This window comes from Streptomyces sannanensis (assembly GCF_039536205.1).
Classification (GTDB): Bacteria; Actinomycetota; Actinomycetes; order Streptomycetales; family Streptomycetaceae; genus Streptomyces; species Streptomyces sannanensis.
Genome location: NZ_BAAAYL010000001.1, coordinates 4,210,367 through 4,233,264, shown reverse-complemented (window position 1 = coordinate 4,233,264; position 22,898 = coordinate 4,210,367). Strand labels below are relative to the sequence as shown.

Annotated in this window: 22 protein-coding genes; 14 read left to right on the top strand and 8 right to left on the bottom strand. The window is 71.0% G+C overall.

Features of this window, described 5'->3' with window-relative positions; genetic code table 11:
• Nucleotides 1–75 precede the first annotated feature (75 nt).
• Entirely contained in the window at nucleotides 76–933 is an 858-nt protein-coding gene (locus ABD858_RS20125; RefSeq protein ID WP_345039517.1) for a biotin--[acetyl-CoA-carboxylase] ligase, read from the bottom strand.
• A 111-nt stretch (nucleotides 934–1,044) separates the two neighbouring features.
• On the opposite strand from ABD858_RS20125, the gene ABD858_RS20120 reads away from it, so the two are divergent.
• From ABD858_RS20120 to ABD858_RS20105, 4 genes are all read left to right on the top strand, one after another.
• Nucleotides 1,045–2,631 carry an acyl-CoA carboxylase subunit beta gene (locus ABD858_RS20120; RefSeq protein WP_345039515.1) on the top strand — a complete coding sequence of 529 codons (1,587 nt, stop codon included), beginning with the start codon at nucleotides 1,045–1,047 and terminating at the stop codon, nucleotides 2,629–2,631.
• Between the two features lie 18 nt (nucleotides 2,632–2,649).
• Complete coding sequence (locus ABD858_RS20115) at nucleotides 2,650–2,856, top strand: acyl-CoA carboxylase epsilon subunit (RefSeq protein WP_345039512.1); 207 nt, start codon at nucleotides 2,650–2,652, stop codon at nucleotides 2,854–2,856.
• A gap of 223 nt (nucleotides 2,857–3,079) precedes the next feature.
• Nucleotides 3,080–3,208 carry a morphogenic membrane protein MmpB gene (gene mmpB / locus ABD858_RS20110; protein ID WP_345039510.1) on the top strand — a complete coding sequence of 43 codons (129 nt, stop codon included), beginning with the start codon at nucleotides 3,080–3,082 and terminating at the stop codon, nucleotides 3,206–3,208.
• Nucleotides 3,209–3,233: 25 nt separating this feature from the next.
• Entirely contained in the window at nucleotides 3,234–3,848 is a 615-nt protein-coding gene (locus ABD858_RS20105) for a nucleoside triphosphate pyrophosphatase (protein WP_345039508.1), read from the top strand.
• On the opposite strand, the gene ABD858_RS20100 is transcribed toward ABD858_RS20105, so the two are convergent.
• Nucleotides 3,829–4,266 carry a hypothetical protein gene (locus tag ABD858_RS20100; RefSeq protein ID WP_345039505.1) on the bottom strand — a complete coding sequence of 146 codons (438 nt, stop codon included), beginning with the start codon at nucleotides 4,264–4,266 and terminating at the stop codon, nucleotides 3,829–3,831. The two genes, ABD858_RS20105 and ABD858_RS20100, sit on opposite strands and share 20 nt — an antisense overlap.
• A gap of 388 nt (nucleotides 4,267–4,654) precedes the next feature.
• On the opposite strand from ABD858_RS20100, the gene ABD858_RS20095 reads away from it, so the two are divergent.
• Both ABD858_RS20095 and ABD858_RS20090 read left to right on the top strand, forming a co-directional pair.
• Nucleotides 4,655–6,418, top strand: a complete 1,764-nt coding sequence (locus ABD858_RS20095) for an acetyl/propionyl/methylcrotonyl-CoA carboxylase subunit alpha (RefSeq protein WP_345039503.1) — start codon at nucleotides 4,655–4,657, stop codon at nucleotides 6,416–6,418.
• 199 nt (nucleotides 6,419–6,617) lie between these two features.
• Nucleotides 6,618–7,145, top strand: a complete 528-nt coding sequence (locus tag ABD858_RS20090) for a TetR/AcrR family transcriptional regulator (protein WP_345044716.1) — start codon at nucleotides 6,618–6,620, stop codon at nucleotides 7,143–7,145.
• Between the two features lie 15 nt (nucleotides 7,146–7,160).
• Here ABD858_RS20090 and ABD858_RS20085 read toward each other — a convergent pair whose 3' ends face one another.
• Together ABD858_RS20085 and ABD858_RS20080 are read right to left on the bottom strand one after the other, a co-directional pair.
• A complete protein-coding gene (locus tag ABD858_RS20085) occupies nucleotides 7,161–8,084 on the bottom strand; it encodes a DeoR/GlpR family DNA-binding transcription regulator (protein WP_345039501.1) in 924 nt (307 codons plus the stop codon).
• A 544-nt stretch (nucleotides 8,085–8,628) separates the two neighbouring features.
• Nucleotides 8,629–10,068 carry an NAD(P)H-quinone dehydrogenase gene (locus tag ABD858_RS20080; RefSeq protein ID WP_345039499.1) on the bottom strand — a complete coding sequence of 480 codons (1,440 nt, stop codon included), beginning with the start codon at nucleotides 10,066–10,068 and terminating at the stop codon, nucleotides 8,629–8,631.
• Nucleotides 10,069–10,271: 203 nt separating this feature from the next.
• On the opposite strand from ABD858_RS20080, the gene ABD858_RS20075 reads away from it, so the two are divergent.
• The 3 genes from ABD858_RS20075 (at nucleotide 10,272) to ABD858_RS20065 (ending at nucleotide 13,753) form a co-directional block, all read left to right on the top strand.
• Nucleotides 10,272–10,709, top strand: coding sequence for a gamma-glutamylcyclotransferase family protein (locus ABD858_RS20075; RefSeq protein WP_215183342.1), 438 nt, complete (start codon nucleotides 10,272–10,274; stop codon nucleotides 10,707–10,709).
• A gap of 504 nt (nucleotides 10,710–11,213) precedes the next feature.
• Nucleotides 11,214–12,038, top strand: a complete 825-nt coding sequence (locus tag ABD858_RS20070) for a purine-nucleoside phosphorylase (protein WP_345039496.1) — start codon at nucleotides 11,214–11,216, stop codon at nucleotides 12,036–12,038.
• 38 nt (nucleotides 12,039–12,076) lie between these two features.
• Nucleotides 12,077–13,753: a phospho-sugar mutase gene (locus tag ABD858_RS20065; protein WP_345039495.1), complete on the top strand. Its 1,677-nt coding sequence runs from the start codon at nucleotides 12,077–12,079 to the stop codon at nucleotides 13,751–13,753.
• Between the two features lie 362 nt (nucleotides 13,754–14,115).
• Here the strand turns inward: ABD858_RS20065 and ABD858_RS20060 are convergent, their stop codons facing one another.
• Both ABD858_RS20060 and ABD858_RS20055 read right to left on the bottom strand, forming a co-directional pair.
• On the bottom strand, nucleotides 14,116–14,706 hold the full coding sequence (locus tag ABD858_RS20060) for a PH domain-containing protein (protein ID WP_345039492.1): 591 nt from the start codon (nucleotides 14,704–14,706) through the stop codon (nucleotides 14,116–14,118).
• 15 nt (nucleotides 14,707–14,721) lie between these two features.
• Nucleotides 14,722–15,309 carry a hypothetical protein gene (locus ABD858_RS20055; protein ID WP_345039490.1) on the bottom strand — a complete coding sequence of 196 codons (588 nt, stop codon included), beginning with the start codon at nucleotides 15,307–15,309 and terminating at the stop codon, nucleotides 14,722–14,724.
• A gap of 222 nt (nucleotides 15,310–15,531) precedes the next feature.
• On the opposite strand from ABD858_RS20055, the gene deoC reads away from it, so the two are divergent.
• The 4 genes from deoC (at nucleotide 15,532) to ABD858_RS20035 (ending at nucleotide 20,614) form a co-directional block, all read left to right on the top strand.
• Nucleotides 15,532–16,524: a deoxyribose-phosphate aldolase gene (gene deoC, locus ABD858_RS20050; RefSeq protein ID WP_345044714.1), complete on the top strand. Its 993-nt coding sequence runs from the start codon at nucleotides 15,532–15,534 to the stop codon at nucleotides 16,522–16,524.
• Nucleotides 16,524–17,960: an aldehyde dehydrogenase family protein gene (locus ABD858_RS20045; RefSeq protein WP_345044712.1), complete on the top strand. Its 1,437-nt coding sequence runs from the start codon at nucleotides 16,524–16,526 to the stop codon at nucleotides 17,958–17,960. The genes deoC and ABD858_RS20045 overlap by 1 nt, the downstream gene beginning before the upstream one ends.
• Nucleotides 17,953–18,864 carry an aldehyde dehydrogenase family protein gene (locus tag ABD858_RS20040; RefSeq protein ID WP_345039488.1) on the top strand — a complete coding sequence of 304 codons (912 nt, stop codon included), beginning with the start codon at nucleotides 17,953–17,955 and terminating at the stop codon, nucleotides 18,862–18,864. The genes ABD858_RS20045 and ABD858_RS20040 overlap by 8 nt, the downstream gene beginning before the upstream one ends.
• Before the next feature lie 148 nt (nucleotides 18,865–19,012).
• Nucleotides 19,013–20,614, top strand: a complete 1,602-nt coding sequence (locus tag ABD858_RS20035; protein WP_345039486.1) for a hypothetical protein — start codon at nucleotides 19,013–19,015, stop codon at nucleotides 20,612–20,614.
• Here the strand turns inward: ABD858_RS20035 and ABD858_RS20030 are convergent.
• The gene (locus ABD858_RS20030) at nucleotides 20,592–20,948 is read right to left on the bottom strand and encodes a hypothetical protein (protein WP_345039483.1); all 357 of its coding nucleotides are present in this window, start codon (nucleotides 20,946–20,948) and stop codon (nucleotides 20,592–20,594) included. The two genes, ABD858_RS20035 and ABD858_RS20030, sit on opposite strands and share 23 nt — an antisense overlap.
• Before the next feature lie 119 nt (nucleotides 20,949–21,067).
• On the opposite strand from ABD858_RS20030, the gene ABD858_RS20025 reads away from it, so the two are divergent.
• Complete coding sequence (locus ABD858_RS20025; protein WP_345039481.1) at nucleotides 21,068–21,700, top strand: nucleoside/nucleotide kinase family protein; 633 nt, start codon at nucleotides 21,068–21,070, stop codon at nucleotides 21,698–21,700.
• A gap of 225 nt (nucleotides 21,701–21,925) precedes the next feature.
• Here the strand turns inward: ABD858_RS20025 and ABD858_RS20020 are convergent, their stop codons facing one another.
• Nucleotides 21,926–22,612, bottom strand: a complete 687-nt coding sequence (locus tag ABD858_RS20020) for a SigE family RNA polymerase sigma factor (protein WP_345039479.1) — start codon at nucleotides 22,610–22,612, stop codon at nucleotides 21,926–21,928.
• Between the last annotated feature and the right edge of the window lie 286 nt (nucleotides 22,613–22,898).

The window sequence follows — 22,898 nt, the reverse complement described above, 5'->3', positions numbered from 1 at the left end:
TGCCGCCTCCTGCCCGTTCCCTGCACACTGCCCTGCTGATCGCCTCAACCATACGGCAGGTGTGCCGTAGCTCACTCAGCTCGCGGGCCGGAGATGGATGATGTCGCCCGCCGAGACGGGGTGGCTGCCGCCGTCCTCGGCGGCGAGCACCAGCCTGCCCTCCCCGTCGACGGCCACCGCCTCGCCGGTGAGCGACCGGCCGCCGGGCAGCTCGGCCCGTACCGTACGGCCGAGCGTGGCGCAGCCCGCCGCGTAGGCCTCCTGGAGGCGGCTGGCCGCCGGGTCGCCGCCGGCCGCGCGCCACTCGCCGTACCAGGTCTCCAGCGACCGCAGCACCGCGCGCAGCAGCGGGTCACGGTCCACGTTCCTGGCGCCGGCGAGGGCCAGCGACCCGGCGGCGGGCACCGGCAGCTCGTCGGTCCGCAGCGTGACGTTGAGGCCGATGCCGATGACGACGGAGTCCCCGCTCGCGCGCTCGGCGAGGATGCCGCCCGCCTTGCGCTCCTCGCCGTCGACGGTGACGAGCAGGTCGTTGGGCCACTTCAGGGCGGTGTCGACACCGGCCGTACGGGCCACCGCGGTGGCGGTGGCGACGCCGGCGAGCAGGGTCAGCCAGGCCCAGCGCTCCACGGGGACGTCCGGGCCCGGCTTCAGCAGCACGGAGAAGAACAGCCCGGAGCGGGCCGGAGCGGTCCAGTCGCGGTCCAGCCGGCCGCGGCCCGCCGTCTGCTCCTCGGCGACGAGCACCGCGCCTTCGGGTGTGTCGGCGGCCCGCGCGGCGAGGTCGGAGTTGGTGGAGCCGGTGGCCTGGACCACATCGAGCGAAGTCCACAGGGTGCCGGACCTGACCAGCGCGTGGCGCAGGGCGGAGGCGTTCAGCGGGGGCCGGTCGAGGTCGGACCAGCGACCGCCGGGGGCGTTCTGAGGCGTCATGCAAGCCAGACTAGGTGTGGTAAACGCCGCACTGCTGAAAGGTATCGGCGCCGATACGCTACGGGGCAGTAGCCAATAGACCCCGCGACCAGGCAGGGAGCCGCATCCCGCATGTCCGAGCCAGATGCCATGGAAGACATCCACACGACCGCGGGAAAGATCGCGGATCTGCAGCGCCGTATCGACGAGGCGACGCACGCGGGCTCCCGGCGCGCGGTGGAAAAGCAGCACGCCAAGGGCAAACTGACGGCGCGTGAGCGCATCGCGCTGCTGCTCGACGAGGGCTCCTTCGTCGAGCTGGACGAGTTCGCCCGTCACCGCTCCACCGACTTCGGCATGGAGAAGAACCGCCCCTACGGCGACGGTGTGGTCACCGGCTACGGCACGGTCGACGGCCGCCCGGTGGCGGTGTTCTCCCAGGACTTCACGGTCCTGGGCGGCTCCCTGGGCGAGGTCTTCGGCCAGAAGATCATGAAGGTGATGGACTTCGCGCTGAAGACCGGCTGCCCGGTGGTCGGCATCAACGACTCCGGCGGCGCCCGTATCCAGGAGGGCGTCATGGCCCTCGGCATGTACGGGGAGATCTTCCGCCGCAACACCCATGCCTCCGGTGTGGTCCCGCAAATCTCGCTGATCGTCGGCCCCTGCGCGGGCGGCGCGGTCTACTCCCCCGCGATCACCGACTTCACGGTGATGGTGGACCAGACCTCGCACATGTTCATCACCGGGCCCGACGTCATCAAGACGGTCACCGGTGAGGACGTGGGCTTCGAGGAGCTCGGCGGCGCCCGCACCCACAACACCACCTCGGGCGTGGCGCACCACATGGCGGGCGACGAGAAGGACGCCATCGAGTACGTCAAGTCGCTGCTCTCGTACCTCCCGTCGAACAACCTCTCCGAGCCGCCGGCCTTCCCCGAGGAGGCGGACCTGGCGCTGACGGCCGAGGACATCGAGCTGGACACGATCGTCCCGGACAGCGCCAACCAGCCGTACGACATCCACACCGTCATCGAGCACGTCCTGGACGACGGCGAGTTCCTGGAAACGCAGGCGCTCTTCGCGCCGAACATCGTCACCGGCTTCGGGCGGGTCGAGGGCTACCCGGTGGGCATCGTCGCCAACCAGCCGATGCAGTTCGCGGGCTGCCTGGACATCAACGCCTCCGAGAAGGCGGCGCGTTTCGTCCGCACCTGCGACGCCTTCAACGTCCCGGTGCTGACCTTCGTGGACGTGCCCGGCTTCCTGCCGGGCGTCGACCAGGAGTACGGCGGCATCATCCGGCGCGGCGCCAAGCTGATCTACGCCTACGCGGAGGCGACCGTCCCGCTGATCACGGTGATCACGCGGAAGGCGTTCGGCGGGGCGTACGACGTCATGGGCTCCAAGCACCTGGGTGCCGACCTCAATCTTGCCTGGCCGACCGCGCAGATCGCGGTGATGGGTGCGCAGGGCGCGGTCAACATCCTGCACCGCCGCACCATCGCCGAGGCGGAGGACCAGGAGACGACCCGGGCGCGGCTGATCCAGGAGTACGAGGACACGCTGCTCAACCCGTACATCGCGGCCGAGCGCGGTTACATCGACGCGGTGATCATGCCGTCCGACACCCGCGCGCAAATCGTCCGGGGCCTGCGTCAGCTGCGTGCGAAGCGGGAAAACCTGCCTCCGAAGAAGCACGGCAACATCCCCCTCTAGGAAGCCCCAGGAGTCGCGATGATCAAGGTTGTACGGGGCAACCCGACCCCCGAGGAGCTTGCCGCCGCCCTGGCGGTGGTCCAGGCGCGCGCCGCGGCGACGGCAGTGGTGTCGTCCGGCGCGGCGCTGCCGGCCGAGGACTGGTCCGACCCCGCGCGCATCGCCCGCCGGACGTACCGCGCCCCGGGCCCCAGGGCCTGGGCACGTACGTACTGGCCGGCGTGATCCTCGGCCCCGGGCCGGTGCTGTGGCCGGAAAGGTTCACCGGCTCGCGACGCTCCCCCAGCTACCTCCCCCAGCTACCTCCCCCAGCTACCGCTGGGGGCAGCCGGGGGAACCGCGAGCTTCCCGGCAGACCTTTCCGGCCACAGCACCAGCCGAACACTCATGTGGCGCCTGAGTACGCGTACTCAGGCGCCACAGGCGTATCCGCAGCAGTATCGGAGCCATGCTGTGGTCCGATCCCGAGAACGAGCCGCCCGAGGAGCTGCGCGACGCGCAGGCGATGATGCGCCGTGCCGGGCTGCTGCTGGCCGTGACCATCGTGGTGCTGATGTTCCTGCTCGGGCTCCGCTGACAGCGCCGGTCGGCGGCCCCCTACGATGGCCGCCATGACCGCATCGCCGCGCCGCCTCGTCCTCGCCTCCGCCTCACCGGCCCGCCTCGGCCTCCTCCGCAACGCCGGGCTCGCCCCCGAGGTGATCGTCAGCGGTGTCGACGAGGACGCGCTGGACGCTCCCACGCCCGGTGAGCTCGCGCTGGTCCTGGCCGAGGCCAAGGCCGCCGTGGTCGCCGCGCGCGAGGACGCCGCCGGCGCCCTGGTGATCGGCTGCGACTCGGTGCTGGAGCTGGACGGCCAGGCGCTCGGCAAGCCCGCCGACGCCGAGGAGGCCCTCGCCCGCTGGAAGTCGATGCGCGGCCGCGCGGGCGTCCTGCGCACCGGTCACTGCGTGATCGACACCGTCACCGGCCGCCGCGCCTCCGCCGTCGCGTCCACCACGGTCAACTTCGGCGAGCCGACCGACGCCGAGGTCGCCGCGTACGTGGCGAGCGGTGAGCCCCTCCATGTCGCGGGCGCCTTCACGCTCGACGGCCGCTCGGCGCCGTTCATCGACTCGATAGAGGGCGACCACGGCAATGTGATCGGCCTGTCGCTGCCGCTGCTGCGCCGGCTGCTGGGCGAGCTGGGGATCTCGATCACGGATCTGTGGGTGTGAGCCCGGCCTGCGCGACGGGTTCGACGGGCTGCTTCTCGTACAGCACGAGTGTCAGTACGAGCAGCCCGAGCACCGCCATCATGAAGGCGAAGGCGTCCCAGCCCACCAAGCCGGCCGTGAGCGCCCCCAGCACCCCGTGCACGATCGCGCAGCCGATCAGCAACACCCGCCCGAAGCGCCCCGGCGCACGGTCCCCGACCGCGGTCCGGAGCAGGACCACCCCGCATCCCGCGAGGAAGAGACCCATCGCCCCGCCCATCGCCCAGGTGGCGTCGAACATCAGATCCGGGTCGAGGCCGCCGAGGGACATGTTCTGACCGTCCACCATCCGCGCCAGGACCCAGTGGACGAAGACGATCCCGAGTGCCTCGAGGACGAGCACGATCGCGGCCACGGCAGCCACCGGCCTGCGCGGCATGGCGCCCCCCTATTTCACGTCACCGTCGCTTTTCACGTCACCGTCGCTGTTACCGTGGGTATACCCCTACATCGCGCAGGCTACTCATGGGTAAACCCCTGGGCAAGGGTTCCGACACGGCCGGGGCGCGGGCAAAGAATCATTCGCCCATTCGTAGGGACTCCACAAAGAAACCCAAACCCCTAAGGGGCTGCCGTACAGAGACCTTGACCACACCACAGGGCTACTGTGCGCTGGAGGAACCCGGCGTACCGTGGTGCGACAAGGGGCTTCCTCTCTCGAGCGAGCCTCGAATCACACTCCGTGTGGGCAAGCTCACCATTGGGGACGGGTCGAAAGGCCGTGTCGGCAGTCCCTAAACTCAGCTTGTTTCAAGGAGGGAGCCATCGTGCGCAAGGTGCTCATCGCCAACCGTGGCGAAATCGCTGTCCGCGTAGCTCGGGCCTGCCGGGACGCCGGGATCGCGAGCGTAGCCGTCTACGCCGACCCGGACCGGGACGCTCTGCACGTCCGCGCGGCCGACGAGGCATTCGCCCTGGGCGGTGACACGCCGGCCGCCAGTTATCTGGACATCAACAAGGTGCTTCAGGCAGCCGCCGACTCCGGTGCCGACGCGGTCCACCCCGGATACGGCTTCCTCTCCGAGAACGCCGACTTCGCGCAGGCCGTCATCGACGCGGGCCTGACCTGGATCGGCCCGCCGCCGCAGGCCATCCGCGACCTGGGCGACAAGGTGGCGGCCCGTCACATCGCGCAGCGCGCCGGCGCCCCGCTGGTCGCGGGCACACCCGACCCGGTCTCCGGCGCCGACGAGGTCGTCGCGTTCGCCAAGGAGCACGGCCTGCCCATCGCCATCAAGGCGGCGTTCGGCGGCGGCGGCCGCGGCCTGAAGGTCGCCCGTACGCTCGAAGAGGTCCCGGAGCTGTACGAGTCGGCGGTCCGCGAGGCCGTCGCCGCGTTCGGCCGCGGCGAGTGCTTCGTCGAGCGGTACCTCGACAAGCCGCGTCACGTCGAGACCCAGTGCCTGGCCGACAAGCACGGCAATGTCGTGGTCGTCTCCACCCGTGACTGCTCGCTGCAGCGCCGCCACCAGAAGCTGGTCGAGGAGGCCCCGGCGCCGTTCCTGAGCGAGAAGCAGAACGCCGAGCTCTACACCTCGTCCAAGGCCATCCTCAAGGAGGCCGGCTACGTCGGCGCAGGCACCGTCGAGTTCCTCGTCGGCGCCGACGGCACGATCTCCTTCCTGGAGGTCAACACCCGTCTCCAGGTCGAGCACCCGGTCACCGAAGAGGTCACCGGCATCGACCTGGTCCGCGAGATGTTCCGGATCGCCGACGGCGAGGAGCTGGGCTACGACGACCCGGCGATAAGGGGTCACTCCTTCGAGTTCCGCATCAACGGCGAGGACCCGGGCCGCAACTTCCTCCCGGCGCCCGGCACGGTGACGAAGTTCGCGCCGCCGTCCGGCCCCGGCGTCCGTCTGGACGCGGGCGTGGAGTCCGGCTCGGTCATCGGCCCGGCGTGGGACTCGCTCCTGGCCAAGCTGATCATCACCGGTGCCACCCGTGAGCAGGCCCTGCAGCGCGCCGCCCGTGCGCTGCAGGAGTTCCAGGTGGAGGGCATGGCCACGGCCGTCCCGTTCCACCGCGCGGTCGTCACCGACCCGGCCTTCGCGCCCGTCGACGGCACCCCGTTCAAGGTCCACACCCGCTGGATCGAGACCGAGTTCGTCAACGAGATCCCGGCCTTCAGCGGTGCCGCGGAAGCGGAGTCCGAGGAGGAGCCCGGCCGCGAGACCGTCGTCGTCGAGGTCAGCGGCAAGCGGCTCGAGGTGTCGCTGCCGTCGTCGCTGGGCATGACGCTGGCCCGTACCGCCGCGGCCGGCGGCGCCAAGCCCAAGCGCCGCGCCGCCAAGAAGTCGGCGTCCGCCGTATCCGGCGACTCCCTCTCCTCCCCGATGCAGGGCACCATCGTCAAGGTCGCCGTCGAGGAGGGCCAGGAGGTCAGCGAGGGCGACCTGGTCGTCGTCCTGGAGGCCATGAAGATGGAGCAGCCGATCAACGCGCACCGCTCCGGCACGGTCAAGGGCCTGTCGGCCGAGGTCGGCGCCTCGATCACGTCGGGCGCGCTGATCTGCGAGATCAAGGACTGACGCTCGTACACCCGAAGCGCCCGGCGGACCGCTGAACCGGCCCGCCGGGCGCTTCGTCCTGTCCCGGCCGTACGCACCGATGGCATGCTGAGAACAGGCGGGCGTCGAGAGAAGGCAGGTGGACGGCGTGGTGGGCGCGACCTCACAGGAGGCCCGGGACACGCCGGAGTCCCCGACGGGCCGCACGGCCCTGCGCCCCATGCGGGCGGACGCACGCCGCAACTACGAACGACTGCTGGCCGAAGCCCGCACCGCCTTCGCCGAGCACGGCACGCACGCCTCCCTGGAGGACGTCGCCCGCCGCGCCGGCGTCGGCATCGGCACGCTCTACCGGCACTTCCCGGACCGGCACGCGTTGATGAGCGCCGTCTTCCAGAACGAGGTGGACGCGCTGCTGGCGCGCTCGCGCGAACTGCTGGAGTCGGAACAGCCGTGCGCGGCGCTCGTGCAATGGCTGCGCGCCCTCATCACTCATGCGAGTGAGTACCGTGGCCTCGCCCACGCTCTCATGTCGGCCTCGCTGCCGTCCTGCGGCATCCCCATGCGCGAGGCCGGCCACGCCCTGCTGGTCCGGGCCCAGCAGTCCGGTTCCGTACGCGCCGATGTGTCGATCGGTGACCTGATGCAGCTCACCAACTCGATCGCGCTGGCCGCCGAACAGACTCCGGACGACCCGGAGTTGCCCGACCGTCTGCTGGCCCTGACACTACGCGGCCTGAAGGCGTGACCGCCCGGCCGGCCGCTACCGCCTGCGCAGGTCGGCCACGCGGGCCGGACCGGCTTCCGCAAGCGCCGCACTGCGCAGCTGCTGACCCGGCGGGACGTGCGTACGGCGCTGGCCCGGGAGCGGCATGTCCTGGCGGGGCGTCCGGCCCCGGGCTCCCTCCTCGCTCGCGACCGCGATCTCGACGCCCTGATCGGCGAGCGCCTGGAGCTCGGTGATCGCGCGGTCGTCGTGCGCCGGCGGCTCGTCCGTCACCAGCCGGGTGATCACATCCGTCGGCACCGTCTGGAACATCGTGTCGGTGCCGAGCTTGGTGTGATCGGCCAGGACGACGACCTCCGCCGCGGCCTGCACCAACGCCCGATCCACGCTCGCCGAGAGCATGTTGGACGTGGACAGGCCGCGCTCGGCGGTCAGTCCGCTTCCGGAGAGGAAGGCGCGGGAGACCCGCAGCCCCTGGAGGGACTGCTCGGCACCGCTGCCGACGAGGGCGTAGTTGGAGCCCCGGAGCGTACCGCCCGTCATGACGACTTCGACGCGGTTCGCGTGGGCCAGCGCTTGGGCCACCAGCAGGGAGTTGGTGACCACGGTCAGCCCGGGGACACGTGCGAGCCGACGGGCCAGCTCCTGCGTGGTCGTCCCCGCGCCGACCACGATGGCCTCACCCTCTTCGACGAGCCCGGCGGCGAGTTCGGCGATGGCCGTCTTCTCCGCGGTCGCGAGATGGGACTTCTGCGGAAAACCGGACTCCCGCGTGAAACCGCCCGGCAGTACCGCACCGCCGTGCCGGCGGTCGAGCAGTCCTTCGGCCTCCAGCGCCCGCACGTCCCGCCGTACGGTCACTTCGGAGGTCTGGACGACACGGGCGAGCTCACGGAGCGACACGGCTCCGTTCGCACGCACCATTTCCAGGATCAATTGGCGACGTTCTGCAGCGAACACGAAACTGACAGTAACCTGACCGGCCGTTTCTTTTCAGCAGTTTGCGCTGAACAACAGAAAGTGCACACAGAAGGGGCCATCAAGTGGTAGAGAGCAATCCACACTCCCGTCACACATTCGCTCTTCCGACGGAGCGTCATCTTCCAGTTACGTTGCCCCGGAATGACAGGTCTACGGGCGACCGACACGCCCGTCACCCAGGCCGAAGGGCCGGAGCAGCGGCTGTTCCGTTCCTTGAAGGAGGCGCGAGCCGCCTTGGGCGCCTCCTGCAAGCTGATGGACCCGCCCTACCAGAGCCTGCGGGGCGAGGCATGGGAAGAGGCATCTGCCAACGCCGGCACCCTCGCCAAAAAAACTCGGCCTCTATGTGATGACCGAAGATTGAGGATGCGGCAACGCTCCGCGTCGCGACCGCGGGAGGCGATTCTCCCCCGCAAGCGGGAGGTACCCCCACCCCGGCGTGAACGCCGGGACATCCTCGCCAGAACCAGGTGCAAGCCCAAGGGGGGCTCGGGGCATCGCTGCCCCGAGCCCCCCTTGCTTCTCACGCCTCGCCCGACAGCTTCCGGGTGTGCAGCTGACGTGCCACCTCGGCGATCGAGCCCGAAAGCGAGGGGTACACGGTGAACGCGTTGGCGATCTGCTCGACCGTCAGATTGTTGTCGACCGCGATCGAGACGGGATGGATGAGTTCGCTCGCGCGCGGCGAGACGACCACTCCGCCGACCACGATGCCCGTGCCGGGGCGGCAGAAGAGCTTCACGAAACCGTCGCGGATGCCCTGCATCTTGGCGCGCGGGTTGCGCAGGAGCGGCAGCTTGACGACCCGGGCCTCGATCACACCCGCGTCGACGTCGGCCTGGGTGTAGCCGACGGTGGCGATCTCGGGATCGGTGAAGACGTTCGAGGAGACCGTCTTGAGGTTCAGCGGGCCCACCGTGTCGCCGAGGAAGTGGTACATCGCGATACGGCCCTGCATCGCCGCGACCGAGGCCAGCGCGAAGACGCCGGTGACGTCACCCGCGGCGTAGATTCCGGGCGCGGAGGTACGGGACACCCGGTCGACCACGATGTGGCCCGAGTCCCTCAGCCGGACCCCGGCCTCCTCCAGGCCCATGCCGGACGTGTTGGGGATGGCGCCGACGGCCATCAGACAGTGCGTACCGGAGATCACCCGGCCGTCGGAGAGCGTGACCTCGACGCGGTCGCCGACCCGCTTGGCGGACTCGGCGCGGGACCGCGCCATGACGTTCATGCCGCGGCGCCGGAAGACGTCCTCCAGCACGGCCGCGGCGTCCGGGTCCTCGCCCGGCAGAACACGATCACGGCTGGAAACGAGCGTGACACGGGAACCGAGCGCCTGATAGGCGCCCGCGAACTCGGCGCCGGTGACGCCGGAGCCGACCACGATCAGCTCCTCGGGGAGCTCCTCCAGGTCGTAGACCTGGGTCCAGTTGAGGATCCGCTCGCCGTCCGGCTGCGCGTCCGGGATCTCCCGCGGGTGGCCGCCCGTCGCGATGATGACCGCGTCGGCGGTGAGCCGCTCCTGGGTTCCGTCCGCGGCGGTGACGACGACCGTACGCGAGCCGTCCACGTCCTGCCGGCCCTCCAGGCTGCCGCGGCCGCGCACGACGCGGCCGCCGGCCCGGGTGACGGAAGCGGTGATGTCATGGGACTGGGCGAGGGCGAGGCGCTTCACACGGCGGTTGACCTTGCCGAGGTCCACGCCGACGATCCTGGCCTTCTGCTCCAGCGGCGGAGTGTCGTCCGCGACGATGATGCCGAGCTCCTCGTGCGAGGAATCGAAGTTGGTCATCACCTCGGCCGTCGCGATGAGGGTCTTCGACGGCACGCAGTCGGTCAGAACCGACGCCCCGCCGAGACCGTCGGTGTCGACGACGGTCACCTCCGCGCCGAGCTGGGCCGCCACGAGGGCCGCCTCGTAGCCGCCGGGTCCACCACCGATGATCACGATCCGGGTCACGGAAGTCCGCCTCGCGTAGTCGCCGGGGGATGCCCCGGGGGCATGCAGTACGTACTTCATTGTCCCGCACGCCACAAGATGCCTCTCCCTCGGGGCTCGGGAACACGAAGTCGCGGGGCTCGCCAGCGCGCAACCACGGGGCTCGGTAGCGCGGAACCGGCAGCGGGGGGAACGAATCACGTCCCTCCCGTACCCTCGACAGCATGTCGCTCTACGCCGCGTACGCCGGCAACCTCGACGCGCGGCTCATGACCCGCCGCGCTCCGCACTCCCCGCTGCGTGGAACCGGCTGGCTCAACGGCTGGCGGCTGACCTTCGGCGGGGAGCAGATGGGCTGGGAGGGCGCGCTCGCCACGATCGTCGAGGCGCCCCGCTCGCAGGTCTTCGTCGCGCTGTACGACATCGCTCCGATGGACGAGGACTCCATGGACCGCTGGGAGGGTGTCGGTCTCGACATCTACCGCCGTATGCGGGTCCGGGTGCACACCCTGGACGGCGAGGAGGCCGCCTGGGTGTACGTCCTCAACGCGTACGAAGGCGGTCTGCCCTCGGCCCGCTACCTGGGCGAGATCGCGGACGCGGCGGAGTCGGCGGGGGCGCCGCACGACTATGTGATGGAGCTGCGCAAGCGTCCCTGCTAGTGCTGTGACCGGAAAGGTTCACCGGCTCGCGACACTCCCCCAGCTACCTCCCCCAGCTACCTCCCCCAGCTACCGCTGGGGGTGCCCCCAGGGGTGCCCCCAGGCACGGCACCCTCCCCCGTAGCTCTCCGGGCACGGGAGGTACCCCCACCGTTGAGGCATCGCGCGAGTACGGACAAGTACGAGCTGCGATCCTCCACCTTGCGATGCACCGCACCTGGGGGCGGGGGGCACCCTGGCGGGCTCCCCCAGCTACCGCTGGGGGAGCCGCGAGCCACCCGGCAAACCTTCCCGGCCACAGCACTGGGCGCTGCCGCGAGCCACGCCCGGGCTGGTTGCCGGTCTCCGTCCAGGTTGGCCGATGCACGGAGAGCGGCACCCCCCGGACCGGCCGACAGCCGCTGCGCGTCACGCACCCGCCGCACACATGTTCGCCCGAAACGACAAGGCAACGATCACTCAGTCATCTACGCGCGTAACCTATTACCGGTTACCCTCGACGACGTGAATGCATCTGTTACTCCGGACCACATCCAGGACGACCCCCACGCCGCGGCCGGCGCGGCCGCCGCGCGCCTTCGCGAGCTGACGGGCACCGAGAACCACGACGTCGCCCTTGTGATGGGCTCCGGCTGGGGACCGGCCGTCGACGCCCTCGGCGTCCCCGAGGCCGAATTCCCGGTCACCGAGCTGCCCGGATTCCCGCCGCCCGCGGTGGAGGGCCACGGCGGCCGTATTCGCTCGTACGCGATCGGCAACAAGCGTGCGCTGGTCTTCCTCGGCCGTACGCACTACTACGAGGGCCGCGGCGTCGCCGCCGTCGCCCACGGTGTCCGTACGGCTGTGGCCGCGGGTTGCAAGACCGTCGTGCTCACCAATGGTTGCGGCGGCCTGCGCGAGGGCATGCGCCCGGGCCAGCCCGTGCTGATCAGCGACCACATCAACCTCACCGCCGCCTCCCCGATCGTGGGCGCCAACTTCGTCGACCTGACCGACCTGTACTCGCCGCGGCTGCGCGCGCTGTGCAAGGAGGTCGACGAGACGCTGGAGGAGGGCGTGTACGTCCAGTTCCCCGGCCCGCACTACGAGACCCCGGCCGAGATCAACATGGTCCGCGTCATGGGCGGCGACCTGGTCGGCATGTCCACCGTGCTGGAGGCCATCGCGGCCCGCGAGGCCGGCGCCGAGGTCCTGGGTATCTCTCTGGTCACCAACCTGGCCGCTGGCCTGAGCGGCGAGCCCCTCAACCATGAGGAGGTCCTCCAGGCCGGCCGCGACTCGGCCGCCCGGATGGGTTCGCTGCTGGCCCGGGTGCTGGAACGCATCTGACACCCGGAAACACCGCAACCGCGCAAAGGGGAGCAGACGTGACACAGGACCTCATCGCACAGGCCAGGACCTGGCAGGCCGAGGACCCGGACAGCGAGACCCGGGACGAGCTGGGCAGGCTCATCGACGCCGGTGACCTGGACGAGCTCGCCGACCGGTTCGGCGGCACGCTGCAGTTCGGCACCGCGGGCCTCCGCGGCGAGCTCGGTGCGGGCCCGATGCGGATGAACCGTTCCGTGGTCATCCGGGCCGCCGCGGGGCTCGCCGCGTACCTCCGGGCCAAGGGGCAGGAGGGCGGGCTCGTCGTCATCGGCTACGACGCCCGCTACAAGTCCGCGGACTTCGCCCGTGACACCGCCGCCGTCATGACGGGCGCCGGGCTGCGCGCCGCGCTGTTGCCGCGGCCGCTGCCGACACCCGTCCTGGCGTACGCGGTCAGGCGCCTCGGCGCCGTCGCCGGCGTGGAGGTCACCGCCAGCCACAACCCGCCGCGCGACAACGGCTACAAGGTCTACCTCGGCTGGGGGTCCCCCCGGATGGAATCCGGGGGAGGCTCACAGATCGTGCCGCCCGCCGACGCGGAGATCGCCGCCGAGATCGCCGCGGTGCGGTCTCTGCACGACGTGCCCCGCCCCGAGTCCGGCTGGGAGACCCTCGGCGACGAGGTCCTGGAGGCATACCTGACCCGTACGGACGCGGTGCTGGCTCCCGGCTCCCCGAGGACCGCGCGGGTCGTCTACACGGCCATGCACGGCGTCGGCAAAGAGGTCCTGACGGCGGCCTTCGCCCGGGCCGGCTTCGCCCCGCCGGCGCTGGTCGCCGAGCAGGCCGACCCCGACCCGGCCTTCCCGACCGTCTCCTTCCCCAACCCGGAGGAGCCGGGCGCGATGGACCTGGCGTTCGAGGCCGCCCGTGCCGTGAACCCCGACATCGTCATCGCCAACGACCCGGACGCCGACCGCTGCGCCGTCGCCGTGCCGGACGCGTCGGTGGAGGGCGGCTGGCGGATGCTGCGCGGCGACGAGGTCGGCGCGCTGCTCGCCGCGCATCTCGTGGCGCGGGGCGCGACCGGCACGTTCGCCGAGTCGATCGTGTCCTCTTCGCTGCTCGGCCGGATCGCGGCGGCCGCCGGTCTTCCGTACGAGGAGACCCTCACCGGCTTCAAGTGGATCGCCCGCGTCGAGGGGCTGCGCTACGGCTACGAGGAGGCGCTCGGCTACTGCGTCGACCCCGAGGGCGTACGCGACAAGGACGGCATCACGGCCGCGCTGCTGGTCACCGAGCTGGCGAGCGAGCTGAAGGAGCAGGGCCGCACCCTGCTCGACCTGCTCGACGACCTCGCCGTCGAGCACGGCCTGCACGCCACGGACCAGCTGTCGGTCCGCGTCGAGGACCTCTCCGTCATCGCCGACGCGATGCGGCGCCTGCGCGAGCAGCCGCCGACGCGGCTCGCCGGGCTCACCGTCACCTCCGCGGAGGACCTGACGAAGGGCACGGAAACGCTTCCGCCCACGGACGGCCTGCGGTACTACCTCGAGGGCGCGTTCAGGGCCCGCGTCATCGTCCGCCCCAGCGGCACCGAGCCGAAGCTCAAGTGCTACTTGGAGGTCGTGATCCCGGTCGCCGACGAGGCCGCGCTGCCGGGTGCCCGCGCGACGGCCGCGCAGGTCCTGACCGCGATCAAGGCCGACCTGTCGGAGGCCGCGGGCATCTGACGTGCGGGGTGCGGGTCGCTGACGCGCGCCACGCTCTGGCCGGTTGCCAGTCTCCGTCCAGGCCGGCCGGTGTGTCCGTCCTCGAACTCCCCCAGCTACCGCTGGGAGGTGCCCCCAGGACGGGCTGGGTGGTTGCTGCCGGTGGCCGTTGCGGGGGTACCGTCCGGGCCTGGCATGCCGCGCCTTCCGGGGCCCCCCGGACCCCCGTACGCCGCGCGAACTCCTGGTCCGTGCAGCCGACCGGCACGTTCGCGCGTCACACATCACGTTTTACGGCCCGGCCGGCACCCCCTCCACGGCCCCCTTCACACGCCGCCGAGGGGGCGGACAAGCCATCCTCGAGGCGCGCGGCGGTCGGCCGCTCAGCCGATGATCGCCAGGATCGTCAGCAACACCGCGCCCACCGCCATCGGGGCGATGAGCTCGTACGCCCAGCGGATCACCGGCTCGCCCTGTGCGGCCGGGTTGTCCGCGTGGACGCGGACCATCTCGCGCACTTCCGCGATCGCCTGGTCGCTCGGCCCCAGCCGGGCCTCGCCCGGCTCCGTCGTCCCGCGGCGCAGCGCGCCCTTGCGCTGTCGCAGCGAGACCGGGATCGCCCAGAGCTGGTACTTCGCGCCCTCCTGGGTGAAGACCTCGCTGGAGTACGCGGCCCGGACGTCCTTCACGGACGCCCACGGCAGCGTGATCGTGCGGAACGGGTTGCGCACGCGCAGGCGCTCGGCGCCCACGAACACCGCGGGCCGCAGCGTGAACGCGAAGACCAGGGGCACGACGAACAGCAGCGCGGAAAGCGCGAGCCACGGGGTGGCGCCGTGCCCGCGGACGATCGCGTCGACGCCGAACCACACGGCGATGGCGAGCACCAGCACACCGCCGGCGAGGCCCGGGCCCGACCGGAACGCCCGGTCGGCATAGGTCGGCTGGACGGACTGCTGGGAGCTGCGGGTCATGACGCCGATTGTGCCTCACGCGACCAGATCGGCATACAGGATGATGTTGTCGGGCCGGTGACCGTCCTTGATGTCGCCGCAGGTGATCAGCCACAGCTCGGGGCGGGTGGCCTTCTCATAGAGCTCGGCGTAACCGCCGTTCGCGAGGGTGCGCTTGCCGAGCTTCTCGCCGACGGGGGTGACCGGGCCCTGGCCGGGGCTGCCCGCGTCCACCGTCGGCAGCGGGTACGTGTGGGTGCCGTCGGGGCCGGTGACCTTCAGCACCGGGGCGGTGCTGGTGGTGCCCTGCAGCTCCAGGCTCAGGTCGTCGACGGTGAGCGTCGGGTGGGCGGGGTCCAGGGTTCCGAGGACCCGGCCGGCCCAGCCGTCACCGGGCTTCCAGTCCTTGGCGACCGCGCGCACCCACACCTTGGGGCCCTGGTCACCGTTCTGCAGGACGGCCAGCCGGCCCGGGGCGATCAGTACTTCCCTGCCGTCGTACTCACTGGCGGCGGCAACGGTCGTGGGCACTGCGGCGAAGGCACTGCCCGCAGCGGCGAATGGAACGATCGCGGCGCCGGCGAGGGCGGCGGTGGCGATGGCGGTGCGGAGGGCGTTACGCATGACGACTCCCTTGGTGCAGGGGGGACGGGAAAGAGCCGCATGCCGCTGTCTCTCGGCTGGGACCGGTGAGGTCGGGCCGGCTGCAGAAAGAAATCTGTTGATCTTGCAATACGGAGCTGTCCGCTCCCTGCCACAGCCGTGTGACGGGGACCACTCCACCTTCGCGGAAAGGTGGGGCCCTGTACACGCCGCTACGCGCGTAGATATGCTCATCTGGTGACCATGTCCCCCATAGCTCCCTCCCCCACTGCCTTCGGCGTGGGAGGTGCCCCCTTCGCCGACGTGACGGCGTCCGACAGTGCGCTGCGCCGCTTCCTCCATGGGCTGCCCGGCGTCGACCCTGTCGGCCTCGAAGCGCGCGCCGCGTCACTCGGTACCCGCTCGATCAAAACGACGGCCAAGGCCTACGCAATCGATCTGGCCATCTCGATGATCGACCTGACGACACTCGAAGGCGCGGACACCCCGGGCAAGGTCCGGGCGCTCGCCGCCAAGGCCGTCAACCCCGACCCCACGGACCGCACGACCCCCATGACGGCCGCCGTCTGCGTCTACCCGGACATGGTCGCCACCGCCAAGGAGGCCCTGCGGGGCGCGGACGTCAAGGTCGCCTCGGTCGCCACCGCCTTCCCGGCCGGCCGTGCCGCGCTGGGCGTCAAGCTCGCCGACACCCGCGACGCCGTCGCCGCCGGGGCCGACGAGATCGACATGGTGATCGACCGTGGCGCCTTCCTGGCCGGGCGCTATCTGAAGGTCTTCGAGGAGATGCGCGCCGTGAAGGAGGCCTGCGTCCGCGAGGACGGCACGGCCGCCCGACTGAAGATCATCTTCGAGACCGGTGAGCTGTCGACGTACGACAACATCCGCCGCGCCTCCTGGCTCGGCATGATCGCCGGAGCCGACTTCATCAAGACCTCGACCGGCAAGGTCGCGGTCAATGCCACCCCCGCCAACACGCTGCTCATGCTGGAGGCCGTGCGCGACTTCCGCGCGCAGACCGGTGTGCAGATCGGCGTGAAGCCCGCGGGCGGCATCCGCACCACCAAGGACGCCATCAAGTTCCTGGTGCTGGTCAACGAGACCGTCGGCGAGGACTGGCTCTCCAACGAGTGGTTCCGCTTCGGCGCGTCCAGCCTGCTGAACGACCTGCTGATGCAGCGCCAGAAGCTCAGCACCGGCCGTTACTCCGGTCCCGACTACGTGACGGTGGACTGATCACCATGGCATTCGAATACGCACCCGCACCCGAGTCGCGTTCGGTCGTCGACATCGCGCCGTCCTACGGCCTCTTCATCGACGGCGAGTTCACCGAGGCCGCCGACGGCAAGGTCTTCAAGTCGGTCTCCCCCTCCACCGAGGAGGTCCTGTCGGAGGTCGCCCAGGCCGGCGAGGCCGACGTGGACCGTGCCGTGAAGGCCGCCCGCAAGGCCTTCCAGAGCTGGTCCGCGCTGCCCGGCTCGGAGCGCGCCAAGTACCTCTTCCGTATCGCGCGGATCATCCAGGAGCGCTCCCGCGAGCTGGCCGTCCTGGAGACCCTCGACAACGGCAAGCCGATCAAGGAGACCCGCGACGCGGACCTCCCGCTGGTCGCCGCGCACTTCTTCTACTACGCGGGCTGGGCCGACAAGCTCGACCACGCCGGCTTCGGCCCCTCGCCGAAGCCCCTCGGCGTGGCCGGCCAGGTCATCCCGTGGAACTTCCCGCTGCTGATGCTCGCGTGGAAGATCGCCCCGGCGCTGGCCACCGGCAACACGGTGGTGCTCAAGCCCGCCGAGACGACCCCGCTGTCGGCGCTGTTCTTCGCGGACATCTGCCGCCAGGCCGGACTGCCCAAGGGTGTCGTCAACATCCTCCCCGGTTACGGCGACACGGGCGCCGCGCTGGTCGCCCACCCGGACGTGAACAAGGTCGCCTTCACCGGTTCGACCGCGGTCGGCAAGGCCATCGCCCGCCAGGTCGCCGGTACGGACAAGAAGCTCACCCTGGAGCTGGGCGGCAAGGGCGCCAACATCGTCTTCGACGACGCCCCCGTCGACCAGGCCGTCGAGGGCATCGTCGGCGGCATCTTCTTCAACCAGGGCCAGGTCTGCTGCGCGGGCTCCCGGCTGCTCGTCCAGGAGTCGATCGCCGATGAGCTGCTGGACTCCCTGAAGCGGCGCCTTTCGACGCTGCGGCTCGGCGACCCGCTGGACAAGAACACCGACATCGGTGCCATCAACTCGGCCGAGCAACTGGCCCGTATCACGGCGCTCGTCGAGACCGGTGAGGCCGAGGGCGCCGAACGCTGGTCCCCGGCCTGCGAACTGCCCTCCGCCGGCTACTGGTTCGCGCCGACCGTCTTCACGAACGTCACCCAGGCGCACACCATCGCCCGCGACGAGATCTTCGGCCCGGTGCTGTCGGTCCTGACGTTCCGTACCCCGGACGAGGCCGTCGCCAAGGCCAACAACAGCCAGTACGGCCTGTCCGCCGGCATCTGGACGGAGAAGGGCTCCCGCATCCTCGCGGTCGCCAACAAGCTCCGCGCGGGTGTGGTGTGGGCCAACACCTTCAACAAGTTCGACCCGACCTCGCCCTTCGGCGGCTACAAGGAGTCGGGCTTCGGCCGCGAGGGCGGCCGCCACGGCCTGGAGGCATACCTCAATGTCTAAGGAATCCATCAGCGGCTCCGCCGCAGGACGTCTGAGTGTCTTCAAGACCTACAAGCTGTACGTCGGGGGCAAGTTCCCCCGCAGCGAGAGCGGCCGGGTGTACGAGGTGACGGACTCCAAGGGCAAGTGGCTGGCCAACGCCCCGCTGTCGTCGCGCAAGGACGCGCGTGACGCGGTCGTCGCGGCACGCAAGGCCTTCGGCGGCTGGTCGGGCGCGACCGCGTATCTGCGCGGCCAGATCCTCTACCGCATCGCCGAGATGCTGGAGGGCCGTCGCGACCAGTTCATCGCCGAGGTCGCCGACGCGGAGGGCCTGTCGAAGTCCAAGGCCGCGGCCGTCGTCGACGCGGCGATCGACCGCTGGGTCTGGTACGCGGGCTGGACCGACAAGATCGGCCAGGTCGTGGGCGGGGCGAACCCGGTCGCGGGACCGTTCTTCAACCTCTCCACGCCGGAGCCCACGGGCGTCGTGACGATCGTCGCCCCGCAGGAGTCGTCCTTCCTGGGCCTGGTCTCCGTGATCGCCCCGGTGATCGCGACGGGCAACACCGCCGTCGTCATCGCCAGCGAGAAGGCCCCGCTGCCCGCGCTGTCCCTGGGCGAGGTGCTGGCCACCTCCGACCTGCCGGGCGGTGTGGTCAACGTTCTGTCGGGCCGTACGGCCGAGATCACGGCCCCGCTCGCCGCCCACCAGGACGTCAACGCCATCGACCTGACGGGCGCCGACGCCGAACTGGCCAAGGAGCTCGAGGTCGCGGCGGCCGACAACCTCAAGCGGGTACTCCGTCCACAGGCTGTGGACTGGTCCGCCGACCCGGGCACGCAGCGCCTGACGGCGTTCCTGGAGACCAAGACGGTCTGGCACCCCACCGGCTCCCTGGGCGCCTCCGGCTCGTCCTACTGAGCCACCCCCGACTCCGCACCCCCACCGCACGGATCCCCCCTCCCGCCGGTGGGGGTGCGGGCTGTTGCGGACCCCGGAGGGGGGACGTGTGGGCGGACCGGTGACAATCCACTGGCGAACCTCGCAGACCCCTTCGAAAGGCCCGCCCATGCCCGAACTCCCCGGGTACGTGGTCCAGATCGCCTTGGCGATCGCCATCCCCCTCCTCGTCGGCCGGGGCCGGCGCAAACTGGCCGCTCGCCGCAGGGCAAGGCTGCGCTCCGGCAAGGAGGTACGGGTCTCCTGCCGGTGCGGCGGGAGCGCCGCACCCTGGCCCGCCCTGCCCGTGTACGGGGCGCTCATGCGCGAATCCGGGGAGGGGCCGACCTGGTTCGTACCGCGACGAGGCCCGGTACTGCGCGTGCCCGTCGGCGGCACGGAGCTCGCCGTGGCCCCGCTGCCCGCCGGGGAGCGGGGCAGCCGGTCCACCAAGCCGCTGCTCTGGATGAAGTACCGGGCGGGCAACGGGGACATCGTCATCGACCTGAGGTTCGCCGCCCCGGATCTGGCGACCGTACGCACTCTGCTGAACGGATCCGACACCGACGTCTTCGCCAAAACGGAACCGCCGCGTCGGCGCAGGTTCGGCCCCGGCATGCTGGTCCCCCTCGCGTGCGGGCTGGCCGGACTGGTCGCGCTCGGCGCCCTCTACGGACTCGGGCGCACTGTGACGGCCACCGTCAGCGCCGAGGACGAGTACGCCTGCCCGGTCGCCTGGACCGACCCCTGGGACGGCCGTACCACGCAGCACGCCACCGTCGACTGCGACATGGAGGAGGTCGGTGACCGCCTGCGCATCACCGCCCTGCCCGGACCGCTGCGCGGCGAGGCGGTCGACCGTGTCCTCACCCCGTACGTCATCGGCATCCCCACCGGCCTCTGCCTGCTCATACCGGCCGTGGCGTCGCTGATCGTCCGTATGCGCTCCCGCCGCGACTGGCACCATGACGCGCCCGCACCCGCCCTCTCAGCCGACCCGGGCGCGCCGCCCGTCCTGCGGGCGGAGGAGGATCTGACCTACGGCAGGATCGTCGAACTGGCGCGCCATCAGACCGCCGTGCGCGCGGTCTTCGCCCCCCGGCCGCTGCCGGACCCCGATCCCGCCGAGCCCGACCCCCGTGACCGCCCCTGGTGGCGGATCCCCGCCCTGCGCCGTTTCGCCCTGCACAACGCCTGGTCCCCGCCCGCCTTCTTCGGCCTCGCCGTCGCCTTCGGGATCTCCGGGGCGGACTGGTACGACGCCCTGCGGGCCGGCACCCCGCTGCCCTGGACGAGCCGGGCCGTCGCCGCTGTCGCCGCCGCGTGTGCGGCCGTGATCCTGCACAAGCCCGTCGACGCGGTCCGGATCACCCGGCTGACCTGGAACGCCGCCCGCTCCCCGGTGCGGCGTGAAGTCCCCTACGCCGTGCTGGACATCCACCCGGAGGACGCCCGCCTCCTGGTCCTCTTCTCGCACGCGGGCGACGGAGCCCGGCCGACCCATCTGCTGTTCGTGGTCCCCGACGCCCGTCTCGCACCGTGCGGCACGCTCACCGTCAGCGGCGACCGCACCGCGTCCAACGCCGCCGTGGCATGGATCGACGACCGGCCGCTCTGGCCGGTGTCACCGATCGACGAGTACGACCCCGACTGGCTCCTCGACCTGCTCCATGTCGTCACGGACGACGAGCGCGGCGAGGACGACGGGGTCAGCCGGGCAGCAGCCCGCTGACCTGGCCCACCACCGGCAGGTCCTTGAGCGCGGCACCCTGCGCCAGGGGGCCGGTGGCTGCCGCGGTGGAGACCTGCTGGAAGTCGGCGACCTGAGTGCCGACCGTGTTGTCCAGCGGGTCCGCTCCGGTCTTCGCGAGAGGGTTCAGCCGGAGCGTCTTGACCGGGGTGATCGCATAGGCGACGCCGTCCAGCACTCCCTGTGCCGTGTCGGGGCCGACCTCACCGACCGGGGTGTCGACGCCGGCCGCGTGCGCGGCACCGCCCGCACCGAGTGCTGCCGCGGCGGCCGCCGTGATGGTCAGACCGGCGCGCAGCAGAATGTGACGTGGCATGAGATTCCCGCCTGTCGAGTAATCATGTGCGCACGTAGCGTAGTTGAGATGTGATGCTCGATACCAACACCGTGTTCCGATGGTCCCCTGGGCGGCTCAATGCGTCAGACTGATCCCTCGTGAGTCCCCAAACCGTCCCCACACGTGTCGTGCTGCTCTCGGGCCCTTCCGGCTCCGGAAAGTCGTCGCTCGCCGCCCGTACCGGTCTGCCGGTGCTGCGCCTCGACGACTTCTACAAGGAGGGTGACGACCCGACCCTCCCCCGGGTGCAGGGCAGTACGGACATCGACTGGGACTCGCCCCTCTCCTGGGACGCGGACGCCGCGCTCGCGGCGATAGGGGAGCTGTGCCGTACGGGACGTACGAACGTTCCTGTCTACGACATCGCCACCAGCTCGCGGACCGGCCGGCATGCCTTCGACATCGATCGGACCCCGCTGTTCCTGGCAGAGGGGATCTTCGCGGCCGACATCGTGGCCCGCTGCCAGGAACTCGGCGTCCTGGCCGACGCGCTGTGTCTGCGAGGCCGTCCTTCGACGACGTTCCGGCGGCGGCTGCTGCGGGATCTGCGCGAGGGCCGTAAGTCGGTGCCGATGCTGCTGCGCCGCGGCTGGCGTCTGATGCGCGCGGAACGGGGCATCGTGGCCCGCCAGACCGCCCTGGGCGCGCACCCGTGCGGCAAGGAGGAGGCACTGGGCCGCCTCGCCGCTGCCGCGGCGGGCAGGCGCCGGACCCCGCAGGGCGTGGTCTGACGCCTGCCGCAGGGGCCGGTGTGTGCGTCCTCGAACGCCGGACCGGCCGGATGCCACCGCGTTGTGTCCGCACACGCCGGAGCGGCGCCGAGACACGCCAGAGCGGGGCCGAACCCCCCGGTCGGCCCCGCTCTGTGTTTCCCCGTGTCCCCCCGGGTTCCCCCCGTGTGTGCCCGCTGCCTCCCCGAGACAACGGCCCCCCATTTCCCCGTGTTCCCCCCGTCCTCAGGCGACCAACTCGCCGAAGGACTCCTCCTCGTCACGGCCGAAGCTGAGGACCTCGTCCTCGCGCAGCCGGCGGAGCGACCGCCAGATGCTCGACTTCACCGTGCCGACACTGATGCCGAGGATCTCCGCGATCTCCGGGTCCGTGCGGCCCTCGTAGTAGCGCAGCACCAGCATGGTGCGCTGTTGTTCGGGCAGCCTGGCGAGCGCCTGCCAGAGCACCGTGCGCAACTCGGTGCCGCGCATCGCGTCCGTGTCGCCGGCCGTCTCCGGGAGCTCCTCGGTCGGGTACTCGTTGAGCTTGCGCCGACGCCAGGCGCTGATGTGCAGATTGGTCATGGTGCGGCGCAGATAGCCCCCGACCGCCGCCTTGTCGCTGATCCGGTCCCAGGCCCGGTACGTGGAGAAGAGGGCGCTCTGCAGCAGGTCCTCGGCCTCGTACCGGTCGCCGGTCAGGTGATAGGCGGTCGCGTACAGGGAGGCGCGGCGTTCCTGGACGTAGGCGGTGAACTCCGCCTCCGACAGGGACGCCTGCTCCCCCGTGGCCTCCCTGCACGCGGTTTCCCCGGTTCCCCCCACGTGTGTGCCGACCAGCGTCATGTGGGACGCACGCGGTCGCCTGGTCCGGCCGGCGCTGTGAAGACGCGTGACAACAGCGCTGGATGCGGTGCTGTGCAGTGTGTTCATCTCGCGCCCCCGTCGGTGATGTCTTTCCCCTTGTGCAGAAGAGCTTGCCCCTGCTCCTTCATGGCCGTGTCCGCCGACTGTCACAGGCGTGTCACAGGGGCGGGTCCGGGACCTGCTGGGGGCCCGGGGGTCATCCCCCGGACAGACACAGCACAGGGACGGGTCAGGGACCTGCTGGGGGCCCGGGGGCCATCCCCCGGACAGACACAGCACAGGGACGGGTCCGGGACCTGCTGGGGGCCCGGGGGCCATCCCCCGGACAGACACAGCACAGGGACGGGTCCGG

Bases quoted from the DNA above. Each gene is read 5' to 3' on its own strand.
- ABD858_RS20125 (WP_345039517.1), bottom strand. From the start codon at position 933: ATGACGCCTCAGAACGCCCCCGGCGGTCGCTGGTCCGACCTCGACCGG.
- ABD858_RS20120 (WP_345039515.1), top strand. From the start codon at position 1,045: ATGTCCGAGCCAGATGCCATGGAAGACATCCACACGACCGCGGGAAAG.
- ABD858_RS20115 (WP_345039512.1), top strand. From the start codon at position 2,650: ATGATCAAGGTTGTACGGGGCAACCCGACCCCCGAGGAGCTTGCCGCC.
- mmpB (WP_345039510.1), top strand. From the start codon at position 3,080: ATGCTGTGGTCCGATCCCGAGAACGAGCCGCCCGAGGAGCTGCGCGAC.
- ABD858_RS20105 (WP_345039508.1), top strand. From the start codon at position 3,234: ATGGCCGCCATGACCGCATCGCCGCGCCGCCTCGTCCTCGCCTCCGCC.
- ABD858_RS20100 (WP_345039505.1), bottom strand. From the start codon at position 4,266: ATGCCGCGCAGGCCGGTGGCTGCCGTGGCCGCGATCGTGCTCGTCCTC.
- ABD858_RS20090 (WP_345044716.1), top strand. From the start codon at position 6,618: ATGCGGGCGGACGCACGCCGCAACTACGAACGACTGCTGGCCGAAGCC.
- ABD858_RS20075 (WP_215183342.1), top strand. From the start codon at position 10,272: ATGTCGCTCTACGCCGCGTACGCCGGCAACCTCGACGCGCGGCTCATG.
- ABD858_RS20060 (WP_345039492.1), bottom strand. From the start codon at position 14,706: ATGACCCGCAGCTCCCAGCAGTCCGTCCAGCCGACCTATGCCGACCGG.
- ABD858_RS20055 (WP_345039490.1), bottom strand. From the start codon at position 15,309: ATGCGTAACGCCCTCCGCACCGCCATCGCCACCGCCGCCCTCGCCGGC.
- deoC (WP_345044714.1), top strand. From the start codon at position 15,532: ATGTCCCCCATAGCTCCCTCCCCCACTGCCTTCGGCGTGGGAGGTGCC.
- ABD858_RS20040 (WP_345039488.1), top strand. From the start codon at position 17,953: ATGTCTAAGGAATCCATCAGCGGCTCCGCCGCAGGACGTCTGAGTGTC.
- ABD858_RS20035 (WP_345039486.1), top strand. From the start codon at position 19,013: ATGCCCGAACTCCCCGGGTACGTGGTCCAGATCGCCTTGGCGATCGCC.
- ABD858_RS20030 (WP_345039483.1), bottom strand. From the start codon at position 20,948: ATGCCACGTCACATTCTGCTGCGCGCCGGTCTGACCATCACGGCGGCC.
- ABD858_RS20020 (WP_345039479.1), bottom strand. From the start codon at position 22,612: ATGAACACACTGCACAGCACCGCATCCAGCGCTGTTGTCACGCGTCTT.